Source organism: Devosia sp. A369, assembly GCF_054489345.1.
In genome coordinates this window covers 147346-163799 of the sequence record NZ_JBTMWV010000002.1, presented here as the reverse complement: position 1 = coordinate 163799, position 16454 = coordinate 147346, and the positions used below count along the sequence as shown (strand labels likewise).

The following is a 16454-nucleotide window of genomic DNA, read 5'->3' as shown; positions in this document are numbered from 1 at the left end:
AATCACCGGTTCAGCGTGACACGCCCAACCGATCCAGCTCCGCCAGCAATTGCGGAATGATCTCGAACAGATCGCCGATCAGCGCCACATCGGCCAGCTTGACCAGCGGCGCTTCGGCATCGCTGTTGATGGCGATGATGGTCTTGGCGCCCTGAATGCCGGCAAGGTGCTGCAGCGCCCCGGAAATGCCGATGCCGATATAGAGATCGGGGGCGATGACCTTCCCGGTCTGGCCGATCTGCCAATCATTGGGGGCGTAGCCGGCATCGACCGCCGCGCGGGTGGCGCCAATCGCCGCCACGAGTTTTTTGGCCAGCGATTCAATGAGTTGGAAATTCTCCGCCGACCCCAGCGCCACGCCGCCGCCTATCACGATCTGCGCCGTCGCCAGATCGGGCGTATCGCTTTCGGTGCGATGCTCGGCGAGCAGCCGCACTGCGGAAGCCACTGGATTATCCATGGCTTCGATGGGGGCTGCGTTGCCCGTTGCCGCCGGGCGGAAGGCCGAGGCCCGCAAAGTCAGCAGATGCTTGGGCTGGTTGTCGGTGAGGGTCTGGATGGCGTTGCCGGCATAGATCGGTCGCTCGAACCGATTGGGCCCGAGAATCGCCACCACATCCGTCACCGGCATCAGATCAAGCTGCGCCGCCAGGCGCGGTATGACATCCTTGCCCACCGAACCGGCGCTGGCGACGATGTAATCATAGCCCGGCGCCAGTGCCGCCAGCACGCTGCTGACGCCGTCCGCCACCAGCTCGCCCTTGGCCGTCAACACCCTGACCACACCGGCAAGGCCAGCCGCAGCCTCAGCTGCACCGCCCACCTCATTCGCCATGACGAGCACCGTGACCGGGCCCAATGCACCAGCTGCCGCTACGATGCGGGCCGTGGACGGCGACAACACGCCGCGATCATGATCGGCAAGAACCAGCACGCTCATCACAGCGCCTCCAACTGCGACACCGTGGCGGCGATGCTCGTGGCCAGCTCGGACACCGAACGCACCGTCTTTCCGGCCACCCGCTCGGGCGGCGGGGATATTTTCTCCACCGTCAGCCGCGGCGCCAGATCGACGCCAAACTCGGCGGCAGGCCGAACAGCCAGCGGCTTGGAGCGCGCCTTCATCACCATCGGCAGCGCCGCATTGCGCGGCGTATTCAGCCGCAGGTCGGCAGTAACAATGGCGGGCAGCGGCAGCGCCAGCGTCTGCCGACCGGAATCGACCTCGCGGGTGACTTCCAGGCCCGCCCCGACAATTTTGATCTCGGAGGCAAAGGTCGCCTGTGGACGATTGGTCAACGCGGCCAGCATCTGGCCGACATGATTGCTGTCATCGTCGACGGCCTGCTTGCCTAGCAGCACCAGCTCGGGCGCTTCCTCTTCCACCACTTTGGCCAGCAGCTTGGCGATGGCGAGGGTTTCCAGCGCGGCGTCGGTCTCGATCAGGATGCCGCGATGGGCGCCCATGGCCAGCGCGCTCAGAATGACGTCGGTGGCGGCTTTGGGGCCGATGGAGACGACAATAATTTCATCGCCCTGCCCGGCCTCGGCCAGTTGCACAGCCGCTTCCACGGCATGCTTGCAGAACGGGTTCATCGACAAGCGCACGCCGGCGGTTTCAACGCCGCTGCCATCGGCGCGCACCCGAATGCGGACGGCGTGATCGACGACGCGCTTGATGGCGACCAGGATTTTCATGATGGGCTCCAATCTGCTGGGTTCATGTCAAACTTGGCCAGGACCGGCAAGCCGCGCCGGGGGAATTTTGACCCATGGACGAGGGCGTTGTTGGAAATTGCTGCCGATCCGTCGCGACGGCTCCAACAAGCACGATGTCATCCCGGCCTTGAGCCGGGACCCATCCTGAAATGGACCGACCGGCGCAATCTCGACAGACTGATGGGCCGGCGAAAGGAAAACCATGCTAACATTGACGCCTTCGATTGGGGCAGCGACACTGACCCAGAATTAGACCGCTTCGGACCCCTCATGCCTGTACTCAACCGCATCGCCGAATTTCATGACGAAATCACCGCCTGGCGCCAGGATTTCCATGCCCATCCGGAAATTCTCTATGACGTGGTGCGGACTGCCGGCGTGGTCGAAAGCAAGCTCAAGGAATTTGGCTGCGACGTTGTGGAGACGGGAATCGGCCGTACCGGGGTAGTCGGCATCATCCATGGACGCAGCAACAAAAGCGGCCGCACCATTGCGCTGCGGGCCGATATGGACGCGCTGCCGATAACTGAAAAAACCGGCAAGGACTATGCCTCGACGGCGTCGGGCAAAATGCATGCCTGCGGCCATGACGGCCACACCGCCATGCTGCTGGGCGCGGCGAAATATCTGGCCGAAACGCGCAATTTCGACGGGCGGATCGCTTTGGTGTTCCAGCCGGCCGAAGAAGGCGGCGCCGGTGGCAAGGCGATGCTGGATGACGGGCTGGTCGAGCGCTTTGGCATCGACGAATTTTACGGCATGCATAATTGGCCGGGCATGCCTCTGGGCCATTTCGGCATTCGCGTCGGCGGCATCATGGCGGCGACCGACCGCTTCTATATCGACATTACCGGCCAGGGCGGCCATGCGGCGCGGCCACAGACCACCATCGATCCGATCATCGTCGCCGCCAATATGATTGTCGGGCTGCAGTCGATCGTATCGCGCAATGTCGATCCGATGGCCAATGCCGTGCTGTCGGTGACCATGGTCGAGGCCGGCGAGGCCGATAATGTGATTTCCCGCACCGCCAAGATCACCGGCACGGTGCGCACGCTCGATGGCGGCGTGCAGGATCTGATCGAGGAGCGGCTGAACCAGTTCGTGCCGCAGCTGGCCAAGAGCTTTGGCGCCGAAGCCAGCATCCGCTATGCGCGCGGCTATCCGGTGACGGTGAACGCCCCGGCGCAGACCGAGTTTGCCGCCGAGGTGGCGCGCGAGGTGGCTGGTGTAGAACGGGTTGACGCCGACACCCCACCATCGATGGGCGGCGAGGATTTTTCCTTCATGCTCAACGAACGCCCCGGCGCCTATATTTTCCTCGGCAATGGCGACAGCGCCGAGCTGCACACCGACAGCTATGATTTCAACGACGCGGCGATCCCAGCCGGCACCAGCTATTGGGTGCGACTGGCAGAACGGGCGTTGCCGGTGGGGTAATTCCCCCACCCGGATTGATAAACGGACTCAGCGACAGGCTAAGTCCGAACTCGCTTCCCGCCCCAAAGGGGGCGGGTGACATCGTAACCGTGGCGGCGGTTTGCCCCATTTCACTATTCAGAAGCCCAATTTGCCCAAGCTGACAAAAATCACCCCGGTCCTGCTCATCTTGCTGATTTCCAGCTTTGGCGGCTGGATCGCCACGCTGCTGGGGTTGCCGGCGGGCTGGTTGATGGGTGGGGCGCTGGCGGTCACGGCGGCGGCGATGGCTGGGGTCAATATCAGCCTGCCCGATTGGCTGCGGGACGTGACCTTCGTGCTGATCGGCATGTCGATGGGGGCCAGCGTGGCGCCGGACAGCCTGACGCTGATTGCCAGCTGGCCGATCAGTCTGGCCGGGCTGGTGCTGGAGCTGGTGCTGATCATCTGGATGCTGGTACGGGTGTTCAAGCTCGATGCAGGCACCGCCTATCTCAGCTCGTTTCCCGGGCATTTGTCATTCATTCTGGGGATCGCGGCGGCCGGAGTGGGCGATTCGCGGCAGATCGTCATCATCCAGGTCATCCGCATCCTGATGCTGACCATTGTGGTGCCGCTCGGCGCGATGTTCCTGCCGATCGATCATCTGCCCCAGGTTGTGGCGACGGATTTTCTCGATATCGGACAATTGCTGGCACTGGCGGCGGGCTGCATTGCTGTCGGAGTGGTGTTCATTCGGCTCAAGGTACCGGCCGGTTTCGTGCTCGGCTCGATGGCTGCGGCCACCGGGGCCAAGCTGGGCGGACTCTATATAGAGGCCATGCCGCTGCCGCTGGTGACAGTGACATTCATCCTGACCGGCGCCCTGATCGGCTCGCGGTTTTCCGGCATTACCTGGCCCGAATTCGCGGCGGCGGCCAAGGGCGGCCTGATCGCCACCATCATGACGGTAGGTATCGTCACGGTGATTGCCTATGGAGTGAGCCTGTTGGTCGACATGCCGTTCGGCCAGATCTGGCTGGGGCTGTCGCCGGGGGCGCTGGAAGGCATGGGTGCGCTGGGCATCGCGCTGGGCTATGACACCGCCTTTATCGCCTCGCACCATGTCATCAGACTACTGCTGCTCAGCTTTGCCATTCCCACCGTGGTGGTGCTGATCAGGCGGCGCGAGGCCGCCACATTTGCCCGCCAGAATGCGTCGTAATCGGAGAACACGCCATGATCAAAACCATTGCCCTGCCCCTTATCCTGGGCGCCCTGCTGACCGCGCCCGCCCTAGCTGCGCCGATCTGTTCGGGCAGCTTTGCGCTAAGCAAAGATCTGCACAGCGAGGCCGACATCAACGCCTACAATCTCCGCACGCTGCAAAGTCGCGGCATCGACGCCACCGCCTCTGAAATCTGGGGCGGCTGCATCCGCGCCTGGGTGCGCGGGCCCGATGGCAGCCAGCAGATGCAGTTTTTCGAGCCGCTGAATTTCCAGCGCGTGGAATAAGGGGGCGACCCGCTCCCCCAATCTCGATGTCATCCCGGCCTTGAGCCGGGACCCATCCTGAGATTTCGAGATAGCCCCGGCTCAAGGCCGGGGTGCCAGCATTTTCTTTAGGCCACCGCGATGAAGCCGTAGCCATTGGCGCCCAGTTCCAGCGTCGTGCCGTCCAGCACAGCATTGTGCGAGACCGCCTCCAGCGCGCCGCCCTCGGCAATCGGCAGCGTGTGCGGCTCGGCCGACAGGTTGAACACACAGAGCAGCGTTGCCCCATCCAGCGTGCGGGTAAAGGCCAGCACCGGTTCGGCAGTCTTGCGGAAGGCGATATCGCCGGTCAGCAGCGCCGGATGCTGTTTCCGCCAGGCCAGAATATTGCGGTAAAACGCCAGCGTCGAATCCGGGTCCGCATTCTGGCTGGCGACGTTGAGCGCCGACTGGGCATATTTCACCGGTAGCCACGGCGTGCCGGTGGTGAAGCCATTGGGCGCATCGCCCTCGTCCCACGGCATCGGCGTGCGGCAACCGTCGCGGCCCTTGTCCTCGGGCCAGAAGCGGATGCCGCGCGGATCGGTCAGCTCCTCGAACAGCAGATCGGTTTCCGGCAGGCCGAGTTCTTCGCCCTGATAGAGACACACCGAACCCTTGAGCGACAGCACCAGCGCCGCCGTCTGCCGCGCTAGATCGACGGGTGACTGGCTATGCTCGGCCCAGCGCGTCATGTGGCGCGGCACGTCGTGGTTGGAAAAGCTCCAGCACGGCCAGCCATCGGGACCCGCTTTGAAGAACTGCTCGATGCGGCTGCGGAAATGGGCGGCGGTGAATTGCGGCCCGAGGAAATCAAAGCCGTAGCACATATGCAGCGTGTCGCCGCCGGCGGTATATTGCGCCATCAGCTGCACCGACTGGTGGCTGTCGCCGACTTCGCCGACCGAGGTGGCGCCGGGGAATTCATTCAGCAGCAGCCGGACGCGCTTGAGAAAGTCGACGTTTTCCGGCTGGCTCTTGGAGTATTTATGCTCCTGCATGTCATAGGGATTGACCGCATAGGGCAGATGCTCGTCGCGCTTATTGGCGGGATTGGAGCGCAGCTTGGTGTCGTGGAAATAGTAATTGACGGTGTCGAGCCGGAAGCCGTCGATGCCGCGCTCGAGCCAGAAGCGCATGATGTCGAGCACCGCCTGCTGCACATCCACATTGTGGAAATTCAGGTCGGGCTGGCTGGCGAGGAAATTGTGCAGATAATATTGCCCGCGCGTCGGGTTCCACTCCCAGGCGCGGCCACCGAACACGGCGGGCCAATTATTCGGCGGCGAGCCATCGGGCAGCGGATCGGCCCAGACATACCAGTCGGCTTTGGCATTGGTACGGTTGAGCCGGGATTCCTGGAACCAGGGATGCAGGTCCGAGGTGTGGCTGACCACCTGATCCATGATCATCTTGAGGCCGCGGGCATGGGCCTGCGCCACCAGACTATCGAAATCATGCAGTGAGCCGAACAGCCGGTCGACCTCGCGATAGTCGGACACGTCATAGCCCATATCGGCCTGCGGCGACTGGGTGATCGGCGATAGCCAGATGCAGTCGACGCCGAGGCCGGCGATGTGATCGAGCCGCGCGATAATGCCGGGCAGATCGCCGACACCATCGCCATTGCTGTCCTGAAACGAGCGGGGATAAACCTGATAGATTACCCCGCCGCGCCACCACTCGGTCATATCCGACTCCAGTCTGTTGTTGGGCGAAGGCTAGCTTGTCGCGGCGCCGAAGGGAATCGTGCGTTGCGCAAGAGGGGGATGCGCCTGTCGAACACGCGGCTCCCTATTCGTCGTGTCGGCAATGAGCAGAGGAGGCCAGTATGGTGCATATCTTGCGGGCGGCGGAGCGAGCGCCAAGCCCGAGCCGGACGATCCGGTTCGAGGGCGATGCCTATGGCACCGGGATCTCGTTCTTCTCGGTCGACAATGACCCCGGCCAGGGCCCGAAGCTGCATATCCACCCCTATCCCGAAACCTGGATCGTCAAATCGGGGCGGGCGCGCATCGTCGCCGGCGACGAGACCTTCGAGGTCGGCCCCAACGATATCGCCGTGGTCCCCGCCGGCGTGCCGCATAAATTCACCAATCTGGGGCCGGACCGGCTGGTGATGTTTTGCGTGCACGCCGCCGGGACGATGGTGCAGGAGAATTTGGAGTAGCGGCCTACACCACCGCGCTGATCAGCGGCTCCCCCGCAAAATGCGCATCCAGATTGGCCACCAGCAGTGCTCCCATGGCGTCGCGGGTCTGCACCGTGGCGCTGCCCTGATGCGGCGAGAGCACCACATTGTCGAGGGCGAAAAACGCCTCGGGCACCTGGGGTTCGTCTTCGAACACGTCGAGCGCCGCGCCGCCGAGGCCGCCATTCTGCAATAGCTCCAGCATGGCCGGCTCATCGATCAGCGTACCGCGGGCGACGTTGACCAACATGCCCTTGGGGCCAAGCGCTTCCAGCACCTCGCGGCTCACAATCCGCTCGGTGCCCTTGCCACCCGGCGCAATCAGCACCAGCCAGTCGCAGTCCCGCGCCATGTCGAGCAGGCTGTCATAGAACACATGCGGCTCGGCGGGCTGGCGCTTGCGGCCATGATAGACGACGCGCATTTTCATCGCCTGGGCGCGGGTGGCGATTTCCTTGCCGATGCGGCCGAGACCGAGAATGCCCACAGTCTTGCCGGTCAGTTCAGAGAACAGGCCCATATTGCCGGCCGGCCATTTACCCTGCCGCACATATTGATCGGCCTGCGGAATGCGCCGCGCCAGCCCGATCATCAGCCCGATGGTGAGTTCGGCCACCGCATCATTGAGCACGTTGGGCGTATTGGTGACCCGGATATTGCGGGCCTTGGCGGTCTTGGTGTCGATATTGTCATAGCCGACGCCGAAGCTGGAGATGATTTCAAGATTGGGCAGCGCGTCCATCAAGTCGGCCTGCACGCCGGAGCCGGCATGAGCGCGGATGCGCGCGCCATTGGCAGCCAGCCAGGCTTTGGGATCGGCCTGCTCATGCAGCTTGTGGACAGTGTAGCGCTCGGCCAGCGCCGCTTCGCAACTGGACAGCAGCTTGCCAGTCTGGAGAATTTCGATGGTCATGGGCGGACTCGTTGAATCTGGTATGGCAGCACCATAGGGCCGGGGCCGTCGCTGACAAGGGCGCATGTCAAAACTTAGCCCTTGCGCTAAGTGTTCAGTATTTTATACTTAGCCATATGGATCAGTATCAAAACCAGCTCGACGGCATTTTCCAGGCCTTGGCCGATCCGACGCGGCGGGCGGTGATCGGGCGGCTGGGGCGCGGGCCAGCCAGCGTGGGCGAACTGGCTTCGCCCTTTGCCATGGCCCTGCCCTCGTTCATGAAACACATCCAATTGCTCGAACAGACCGGGCTGATCCGCACCAGCAAGACCGGCCGGGTACGGACCTGCGAAATCGACCGCACAAGGCTGGCCGCCATCGATGGCTGGCTTGAGCAACAGCGGGCGATCTGGACGGATCGCACCGACCGGCTGGACCAGTTCGTCACCCAACAGAAGGAAGCCAAGCCATGAATTTCGATCCGAAACGCGACCTCGAAATCAGCCGCATCATCAAGGCGCCGCGCGCCAGTGTGTGGGAAGCCTGGACCACGCCGGCGCAATTCGAGAAATGGTGGATACCGGCGCCGACACTCTGCCGGGTGGTCAGCATGGATTTGCGGCCGGGCGGCGCGCTGACCACGGAAATGTCCGAGGACGGCAGTGTTTTCACGCCGCATCTGGCAGCCTGCTATCTCGATCTCGAACCCGGCCGCCGGCTGGTATTCAGCACCGCCATGGTCGAAGGCTGGCGCCCGGCTGACGCCCCCTTCATCAGCATGACCGCGGTGGTGACGCTGGACGACGATCCCCAGGGCACCGCCTATCGCGCCGTGGTGAAGCATCAATCCGACACCGCCCGCGACCAGCATGAAGCACTGGGCTTTCACGATGGCTGGGGCACTGTGGCGGCGCAGTTGGCAGCGCTGGTGGAACGCTAGAACAGGCCCCTGCATAACCGCGATGTCATCCCGGCCTTGAGCCGGGATCCATCCTGAGATCTCGAGATGGGCCCCGGCTCAAGGCCGGGGTGACACCGTGCGTGGGACAAATCTTGCCCCCGCCCCCTCACAAACTCAAAATATACAGCCATCCCGAAATGGTCAGCGCCGAGGCAATTGTCGCGATCAGGATGGTGTTGGCCGCCACGCTCACCCCGCGGTTGTAGTAGGTCGCAAAAATATAGACGTTGATGCCGGCCGGCATGGCCGACAGCAGGATGCCATAGCGGGCAATGTCCATCGGCACCCGCAGCACCCAGATCATCAGCACATAGGCGATGGCGGGGTGGACGATGAGCTTGATCACCGAGGCGACCAGCGCCTGTTTCCAATTATCGGACAGCTTGAACTCATTGAGCGCGCCACCAATGCCGAACAGGGCGGCGGGCACCACGGCCTGGCTCATCATCCGGAAAAACGCGTCGGCCGGCTCGATCAGCGTGAGCCCGGAAAAATAGCCGATCATCCCGGCGGCAATGCCCCAGATCAGCGGATTGGAGCCGATGCGCTTGAGCGCCACCAGCAGCGTCTTGCCCAGCGGCTGGCCGTCGCGGCGCATCAATTCGATGGTGAGCATGCCGGTGGTCAGCAGGATGGCGCCATGCAGGCCGATGATCGACAGCACCACCGGGAGCGCTTCAACCCCATAGGCGCGCTGCATGATCGGCAGGCCGACCAGCACGGTATTGGTGAAGGTGCCGGAAAACGCCACCGAAACTGCTTCGCCGGGGCTGTTGCGGAAGATCTTGAGGGCGATAACGATGCCGAGCGCAAAGCAGATCAGCGCCCCGAGATAAAACGGTCCGATAATGCCGATATTGAAGGCGGAGCTGAAATCGCTGGTGATCAGCGAGTGGAACAGCAGGCAGGGCGTGGCGAAATTATTGACGAAGGCAATCAGGCTCTTGATGCCCTCGGCCGGAAACAGGCGGAAGCGCACGGCGCCGAAGCCGAGCCCCATCAAGGCAAAGATGGGGATGATGATCGAGACAATGGCGAGCATGGGCCGGGGTTCCGGGGTCGGAGGGCGGTCCTGCCTACCCCTCGGCTGCGCCCCGGTCAACGCCGATCTTGTATGGAAGATTCACAAGCACCGCCTCGCGCAATAACGAAACTCGAAACCTTCACAAACGAAATTGAAACGCGTAGAAACGAAAGCAATAATTGGAGACAGAGATGGCCAGCAGCAACAGCGTCGACATTTTCGTCATTGGCGGCGGCATCAATGGCGCCAGCGTGGCGCGTGACGCGGTGGGGCGCGGCTATTCGGTAGCACTGGCCGAGATGAATGATCTGGCCTCGGGCACCTCCTCGGCAGCGACCAAGCTGGTGCATGGCGGGCTGCGCTATCTCGAACATTACGAATTCCGCCTGGTGCATGAGGCGCTGGCCGAGCGCGAAGTGCTGTGGGCCGAAGCCCCCCACATCATCAAGCCGCTGCGCTTCGTGCTGCCGCACCACAAGGGGCTGCGCCCGGCCATGGTGCTGCGCGCCGGGCTGGCGATGTATGACTATATGGGCGGCCGCCGCCTGTTGCCGCCGACCAAGACACTGGATTTGACCCGCCACGAAACCGGCAAGCCGCTGAAGCCGGGCTATCGGCTGGGCTTTGAATATTCCGACTGCTGGGTCGATGACGCGCGTTTCGTGGTGCTCAATGCCCGCGACGCCGCCGACAAGGGCGCGGCCATCCATGTGCGTACCAAGGTGACCAGTGTTCGCCGCGATGCGGGCGGCTGGCTGGTCGAGCTGGATGGCGAAGCCGGACAGCAGAGCGTGCGGGCCAAGCTGGTGGTCAATGCCGCCGGGCCGTGGGTGGATCAGGTGATCACCGGAGCGATGGGCCAGACCGGCGCGCATAATGTGCGGCTGGTCAAGGGCAGCCATATCGTGGTGCGCAAGCTCTACGACCACGATCGCTGCTACATGTTCCAGAACAGCGACGGCCGCATCATTTTCGCCATCCCCTATGAGGATGACTTCACCCTGATCGGCACCACCGACCAGGATTACACCGGCGACCCGAAGGACGTGAAAATCTCGGCGGCGGAAACCACCTACCTGCTGAGCGCCGCCAGCGAATATTTCGCCAAGCCGGTGACAGAGGACCAGATCGTCTGGAGCTATTCCGGCGTACGGCCACTATTCGACGACGGTGCCAGCGCCGCGCAGGAAGCCACGCGCGACTACGTGCTCAAAGTGGATGGTGATGCGGCCAGCGGCGCGGCGATCAATGTGTTCGGCGGCAAGCTGACCACCTCGCGCCGACTGGCGGAATCCGTGCTGGAAAAAATCGAAAGCGTGCTCGGCAGGAAGGGCAAGGCCTGGACCAAGACCTGCCGCCTGCCCGGTGGCCAGTTCGAACCACTGGCTTTCGACGCCGAGGTTCGCCGCCTCGGCATGGCTTATCCCGACATGCCCGCCGGCCTGCTGCGCCGGCTGATGCGGCTCTATGGCACAAAGGCCAAACTGGTGCTGGGCGACGCCACCGACATCGGCGGATTGGGCCAGCATTTCGGCGCCGATCTTTACGCCGCCGAGGTGGATTATCTCATTGCCAATGAATGGGCGCGGACGGCACAAGATATCCTGTGGCGCCGCACCAAGCTGGGGCTGCGGGTGAACGGGGACGAGGTCGCCGCGCTGGAAGCGTATTTGGCAACACACACCCTTCCCTTCTCCCCTTGAGGGAGAAGGTGGCGCGCAGCGCCGGATGAGGGGTTGCATCCACACGCATTGAAGCGATGGGATGACGCGGAACCCCTCACCCTGGATTTCTGCTGAACGCAGAAATCCGGTCCCTCTCCCTCAAGGGGAGAGGGGAAGACGGAGTCGGAGGAGAGAACTATATGAGCGGCTATATTCTGGCGATCGATCAGGGGACCACCTCGAGCCGGGCCATCGTGTTTGGCGCGGACCGCACCGTCGTGGGGGTGGGGCAGAAGGAATTCACCCAGATCTTTCCGCAGGATGGCTGGGTCGAACATGATCCCGAGGAAATCTGGGAGAGTGTCGTCTGGTCGGTGAAAACCGCGCTCAAGGCGGCCAAGGTGGACGCCTCGGCCATCGCTGCCATCGGCATTACCAACCAGCGCGAGACCACGCTGATCTGGGACCGCGCCAGTGGCAAGCCGATCTACAATGCCATTGTCTGGCAGGACCGGCGCACCGCCGCCTATTGCGCACGGCTGAAAAAAGCCGGGCACGAACCGCGCATCACCAAAAAGACCGGCCTGCTGCTCGATCCGTATTTTTCCGGTACCAAGGTCAAATGGCTGCTCGACAAGGTGAAGGGTGCGCGCAAGCGGGCCGAGAAGGGCGAACTCGCCTTCGGCACCGTCGACAGCTTCCTGATCTGGCGGCTAACCGGCGGCAAGATGCACGCCACCGACGCCACCAATGCCAGCCGCACCCTGCTGTTCGATATCGGCAAAAATCAGTGGGACAAGGACCTGCTCGCCCTGTTCGAAGTACCGGCTTCGCTGCTCCCCGAGGTCAAGGATTGCGCCGATGATTTCGGGGTGACCGACGCAAAGCTGTTTGGCGCTGAAATTCCTATCCTCGGCGTGGCGGGCGACCAGCATTCCGCCAGCATAGGGCAAGCATGCTTCAAGCCGGGGCTGGTAAAATCGACCTATGGAACGGGCTGTTTCGTGCTGCTCAATACCGGCCCCGATCTGGTGCGCAGCAAAAACCGCCTGCTGACCACCATCGCCTATCGGCTCGATGGCCAGACCAGCTATGCCCTTGAAGGCTCTATCTTTATCGCCGGCGCGGCGGTGCAGTGGATCCGTGACGGGCTCAAACTGGTCAAGCATGCCAGCGAGACCGGTCCGCTCGCGGAAAGCGCCGATCCGAGCCAGAATGTCTATATGGTGCCGGCCTTTGTCGGTCTTGGCGCGCCATGGTGGGATGCCGAAGCCCGCGGCGCCATTTATGGGCTGACCCGCAATTCCGGCCCCGCCGAAATCGCCAAGGCGACATTGGAAGCGGTGTGCTACCAGACGCGCGACCTGCTTTCGGCCATGCGCAAGGACTGGAAAGGCAATGGAAACACGGTGTTACGGGTCGATGGCGGCATGGTGGCGTCGGATTGGACCATGCAGTTTCTTGCCGACATTCTTGATGCCCCGGTCGACCGCCCGATGATCCTCGAAACCACCGCGCTCGGCGCAGCATGGCTGGCCGGCTCGAAAGCCGGCGTCTGGCCGGGCATGGAAGAATTCGCCGCCAGCTGGGCCCGCGACAAGCGCTTTGAACCGAAAATGGACCCGACAGAGCGCCAGCGCAAGGTCAAGGGCTGGGACATAGCAGTGCGAAAAACCCTGACAAGCTAAAGGGTTAGGCCCTAGCCACGCCAGGCATCAAAACTGCCGCCGGCGATCATCGCCCAATACAGCTTGCCGCCGGGGCCACGCGCGGCGGCGAGGCCGAATTCGACAAAGCGGTGACTGAGCAACGTGCCGCGATGGCCGGAGGAATTCATCCAGCCCTCCAGCGCGCCCTGCAGATTGGTATAACCCTTGGCGACGTTCTCACCCACCGCACCAGTATAGCCCGCCGCCGTCACCCGCTGCCGCAGCGTGACGCCAAGGTCATGACTTAACTCGTTTTTTTGCGCCATCAGCCGCGCCTGGGCGCGGGCGGCTGCCTCGAGATTGCCGTTGTAAGTCCAAGGCGGCGCGCCATTGGCGGCGCGGACGGCGTTGATCGCCACAAGGATTTCAGCGTCGGTCAGGGTTTCGGGCGTGCTGGCCCCCTTGGGCACCATGGGGATGGTGGCGGCGCAGGCGGAAAGTGCCGCAGCGGCGCCGAGCACGAGGAAGCCGCGACGGGTGGTGTGAAGCATGGTCGGTCCGGAGTTAGGCCTGATCATAGGCGCTGAGCAGCAGCGGCAGCACCGCCAGATCGATGGTGATGGGCTTGCCGGCCGCCAGATCCCAGCAGGCACTCAGCGCCGCATGGGCGCAAGCCCAGCCGAGCACGCGCTTGCGGGCAAAGCCGAGACGGGCCTCGAATTCATCGGCCAGCGCCTTGATGCGGCGCGGATCGGCGACCAGCGCCGGCGCGCCGATGGGATTGCGGAAGACATTGGCGACCTCATAAAGCGGATCGCCGAGCAGGCCCTTGGGGTCGATGGCGAGCCAGCCGCGATCGGACGACATGATGTTGTCGTGGTGCAGATCGCCATGCAGTGGCAGCTGCGCGCTGGGCCGGTCGAACAGCCGCAGCGCGATGCCGCTGGCGCGAGCATAGAGGTCGCGCGCGGTGTGGGGCCAGACGCGGGCATCGGTGTCGAACAGGGCCTGGAAGCGCTCGCGCAGCGGCTCCAAGTCCTCGGGCATGCCAGCGCGAGGCCGGTGCAGATTGGCGACCAGGGTGCAGAGCGCAATGGTGGCATCGGCATCATGTCCGGCGCGGACGGCATCGCCCAGCGTGCCGCCATCGAGCCATTCCATGAAGATGGTATCGCCATGGATATCGAAGACGGTGGCCGCGCCCTCCCCGTCATACCAGTTCATCAGCATGGCGCCGCGCCGCTCCTCTTCGGCCGCAGCCGGCTTGAGGATTTTGAGGGCGGCGAAGTTGCGGCCATTCTGCTCGACGCGGAAAATGACGCTGCCGGCGCTTTCGGCGACCAGCGACGATTTGGTCAGGGACCAGCGGATCATGGCGCGATTAAGCGCGGTTTCTATGGGCGACTGATTCATTGTCGCCATTAGAGCAGAAGGCGCGCCCGGTTTCGACGGGGTGGACGAAAAATGCCGCCAATCTTCATGCAAACGTGATGCTAACGCCTGGGTAAGCCTGCCAATTGGCCAGATGGCAACCCTAACGACAGAAAGCTCTGGCCCGGCAAGGACTGGTTAGCCCCGCCGGCGTAGGGTGATCAGACGCGAAGCCAAGTCCGACAGGGAGGAGCTTGCGATGACGCATCAACCTTATGATGACCGGCGGGAACCGGCCGAACTCGCCGATATCCTTGCCGCCGACGAGGCGCATCCGAGCCTTGGCCGGCAGATCTTCAACGGGCTGAGTGGCCTGCTGGTGCTGCTACTGACAGGGGTGGTTATTGTGTTGATGGTGCTGTGGAAGTCGCCGTAGGCGGCAGCTGAATTATCAGTCGACACCCTCCCCCTTGCGGGGAGGGATCAAGGGTGGGGGTGGTTTGGCCCCAATATTGGGGCTCTCATACCCCCTCCCTGTTCGATCACGGAGTTAGTAGGCTAACTCCTATCTCGCTTCCCTCCCCGCAAGGGGGAGGGTGAACCCGGTGGACGGGGCGAGGGTGAGATCGCTGGCTACTTAATCCGATACGCGTCCTTCGCCGCCTGGTAGCTCAGATGCTTGGCGATATCGCGGGCCGTGGCTTTGGTGATGCGGTTTTCACCGACCCAGCGGCCGAGGAAGCCGCAGACTTCGCGGCGCCAGACGTCGTGGCGGGCGGGGATCGACAGCAAAGCGCGGGTGTCGTCGTTAAAGCCGGCCAGATTGTAGAAGCCGGCGGTTTCCACCACCTGATCGAGATAGCGACGAATACCCTGCGGGCTATCGTGGAACCACCAGGGCGGGCCGATCATCAGGCTGGGCCAGTAGCCGGCCATTGGCGCCATTTCGCGGGCATAGGTGGTTTCGTCGAGCCCGAACATCAGCAGCCGCAGATTGGGTTCGTTGCCGCATTTCGACAGCAAAGCCCGCAACCCGTTCACAAAATCGGTGGGGCCCGGAATATCGGCGCCCATATCGGTGCCGCGTTCGGCCATCACCAGCGGATCGGTGTTGCGGCGCGAGCCGGCATGGATTTGCATGACCATGCCATCCTCAACCGAGAGCAGCGCCATTTCGGTCATCATCTGGGCGCGGAACAGCTCGGCATCAGCCGCGTCATGCTGGCCGGCCAGCACCTTGTCGAGCAGTTCCTGCTTTTCCGGCCCGCTCAGATCGGCGGTATTGGCAGTTGGCACGCCATGGTCGGTGGCGACTGCGCCGAAGCGACGGAAATATTCGCGGCGATTGCGGTGGGCATTGATCAGCCCGGCCCAGGTGGCGATGTTTTCGCCAGTGATCTCGCCGAATTTCTGCAGGTTGTCGACGATGTTGGCGCGGCTGGGATCGGTCACGTCATCGGGGCGATAGGTGGTGCGGACCCGGCCGATCATGCCGTCGGCTTCCATCTTCTGGTGATGCACCAGCGGGTCAAGCGCGAATTCGGTGGTGGCGATGACTTCCACCCGCGCCCGGTCAAGCAGCGCATGCGGCAGCAGATCGGGGGTGGCGAGCGCCGCGTCGATGGTGTCGTAAATGGCGTCGGCCGTGCTGGAGGACAATTCCTCCTTGAGGCCAAAACCCCAGTCGAGCGAATGGTCGATCCAGGTCTTGGATGGGGTGCCGGCGAACAGGTAATAATTGGCGGCAAACAGGCGCCACGCATCGCGGCCAGCGGCGACCGGCTTGCCATCCTTGCGGGGCACGCCGAGATCGTCATAGCTCAGGCCCCGGCTGCGCAGCATGCGCAGCACATAATGGTCGGGCGTCAAAAACAGCGCTGCCGGATCGGAAAAGCGCTGATTATTGGCAAACCACGACGGATCGGTATGCCCATGCGGACAGATCAGCGGCAGGTCGGCCACATCGGGATAGAGCTCGCGCGCGATGGTCTGGGCGGGCTCGGAAGCGGGGAACAGGCGGTCGGGATGAAGATGGGTCATGCGCTATTT

The 16454-nt window shown here is 63.2% G+C and carries 17 protein-coding genes; 9 read left to right on the top strand and 8 right to left on the bottom strand.

Going from position 1 to position 16454, the window contains the following annotated elements; translation table 11 throughout:
* Positions 1–10 precede the first annotated feature (10 nt).
* Positions 11–940: an electron transfer flavoprotein subunit alpha/FixB family protein gene (locus ACX3OZ_RS04315; protein WP_459103906.1), complete on the bottom strand. Its 930-nt coding sequence runs from the start codon at positions 938–940 to the stop codon at positions 11–13.
* A complete protein-coding gene (locus ACX3OZ_RS04310; RefSeq protein WP_459103905.1) occupies positions 940–1698 on the bottom strand; it encodes an electron transfer flavoprotein subunit beta/FixA family protein in 759 nt (252 codons plus the stop codon). Before ACX3OZ_RS04310 ends, ACX3OZ_RS04315 begins: the two co-directional genes overlap by 1 nt.
* A 291-nt stretch (positions 1699–1989) precedes the next feature.
* Between ACX3OZ_RS04310 and ACX3OZ_RS04305 the strand changes: the two genes are divergently transcribed.
* From ACX3OZ_RS04305 to ACX3OZ_RS04295, 3 genes are all read left to right on the top strand, one after another.
* Entirely contained in the window at positions 1990–3159 is a 1170-nt protein-coding gene (locus tag ACX3OZ_RS04305; protein WP_459103904.1) for a M20 aminoacylase family protein, read from the top strand.
* A 130-nt stretch (positions 3160–3289) separates the two neighbouring features.
* Positions 3290–4342, top strand: coding sequence for an AbrB family transcriptional regulator (locus ACX3OZ_RS04300; protein WP_459103903.1), 1053 nt, complete (start codon positions 3290–3292; stop codon positions 4340–4342).
* 14 nt (positions 4343–4356) lie between these two features.
* Positions 4357–4632 (top strand): hypothetical protein, encoded by a 276-nt coding sequence (locus ACX3OZ_RS04295; RefSeq protein WP_459103902.1) that lies wholly within the window; start codon positions 4357–4359, stop codon positions 4630–4632.
* Positions 4633–4739: 107 nt separating this feature from the next.
* Here ACX3OZ_RS04295 and ACX3OZ_RS04290 read toward each other — a convergent pair whose 3' ends face one another.
* Complete coding sequence (locus ACX3OZ_RS04290; RefSeq protein WP_459103901.1) at positions 4740–6341, bottom strand: alpha-glucosidase family protein; 1602 nt, start codon at positions 6339–6341, stop codon at positions 4740–4742.
* A 140-nt stretch (positions 6342–6481) separates the two neighbouring features.
* Between ACX3OZ_RS04290 and ACX3OZ_RS04285 the strand changes: the two genes are divergently transcribed.
* Positions 6482–6820, top strand: coding sequence for a cupin domain-containing protein (locus tag ACX3OZ_RS04285; protein WP_459096546.1), 339 nt, complete (start codon positions 6482–6484; stop codon positions 6818–6820).
* 4 nt (positions 6821–6824) lie between these two features.
* On the opposite strand, the gene ACX3OZ_RS04280 is transcribed toward ACX3OZ_RS04285, so the two are convergent.
* The gene (locus ACX3OZ_RS04280) at positions 6825–7754 is read right to left on the bottom strand and encodes a 2-hydroxyacid dehydrogenase (protein ID WP_459096545.1); all 930 of its coding nucleotides are present in this window, start codon (positions 7752–7754) and stop codon (positions 6825–6827) included.
* Positions 7755–7870: 116 nt separating this feature from the next.
* On the opposite strand from ACX3OZ_RS04280, the gene ACX3OZ_RS04275 reads away from it, so the two are divergent.
* Positions 7871–8209: an ArsR/SmtB family transcription factor gene (locus ACX3OZ_RS04275; protein WP_459096544.1), complete on the top strand. Its 339-nt coding sequence runs from the start codon at positions 7871–7873 to the stop codon at positions 8207–8209.
* Complete coding sequence (locus tag ACX3OZ_RS04270; RefSeq protein WP_459096543.1) at positions 8206–8676, top strand: SRPBCC family protein; 471 nt, start codon at positions 8206–8208, stop codon at positions 8674–8676. Before ACX3OZ_RS04275 ends, ACX3OZ_RS04270 begins: the two co-directional genes overlap by 4 nt.
* A gap of 127 nt (positions 8677–8803) precedes the next feature.
* Here the strand turns inward: ACX3OZ_RS04270 and ACX3OZ_RS04265 are convergent, their stop codons facing one another.
* Complete coding sequence (locus ACX3OZ_RS04265) at positions 8804–9739, bottom strand: AEC family transporter (RefSeq protein ID WP_459096542.1); 936 nt, start codon at positions 9737–9739, stop codon at positions 8804–8806.
* Between the two features lie 173 nt (positions 9740–9912).
* On the opposite strand from ACX3OZ_RS04265, the gene glpD reads away from it, so the two are divergent.
* Entirely contained in the window at positions 9913–11424 is a 1512-nt protein-coding gene (glpD, locus tag ACX3OZ_RS04260) for a glycerol-3-phosphate dehydrogenase (RefSeq protein WP_459096541.1), read from the top strand.
* A gap of 161 nt (positions 11425–11585) precedes the next feature.
* Positions 11586–13073, top strand: a complete 1488-nt coding sequence (glpK, locus tag ACX3OZ_RS04255) for a glycerol kinase GlpK (RefSeq protein ID WP_459096540.1) — start codon at positions 11586–11588, stop codon at positions 13071–13073.
* 11 nt (positions 13074–13084) lie between these two features.
* On the opposite strand, the gene ACX3OZ_RS04250 is transcribed toward glpK, so the two are convergent.
* Both ACX3OZ_RS04250 and ACX3OZ_RS04245 read right to left on the bottom strand, forming a co-directional pair.
* Complete coding sequence (locus ACX3OZ_RS04250) at positions 13085–13585, bottom strand: CAP domain-containing protein (protein ID WP_459096539.1); 501 nt, start codon at positions 13583–13585, stop codon at positions 13085–13087.
* Positions 13586–13598: 13 nt separating this feature from the next.
* Positions 13599–14408 (bottom strand): aminoglycoside phosphotransferase family protein, encoded by an 810-nt coding sequence (locus ACX3OZ_RS04245; RefSeq protein WP_459096538.1) that lies wholly within the window; start codon positions 14406–14408, stop codon positions 13599–13601.
* 256 nt (positions 14409–14664) lie between these two features.
* Here ACX3OZ_RS04245 and ACX3OZ_RS04240 point away from each other — a divergent pair, with 256 nt between their 5' ends.
* Positions 14665–14841: a hypothetical protein gene (locus tag ACX3OZ_RS04240; RefSeq protein WP_459096537.1), complete on the top strand. Its 177-nt coding sequence runs from the start codon at positions 14665–14667 to the stop codon at positions 14839–14841.
* A 197-nt stretch (positions 14842–15038) separates the two neighbouring features.
* Here ACX3OZ_RS04240 and uxaC read toward each other — a convergent pair whose 3' ends face one another.
* Entirely contained in the window at positions 15039–16445 is a 1407-nt protein-coding gene (uxaC, locus tag ACX3OZ_RS04235; protein ID WP_459096536.1) for a glucuronate isomerase, read from the bottom strand.
* Positions 16446–16454: the final 9 nt, after the last annotated feature.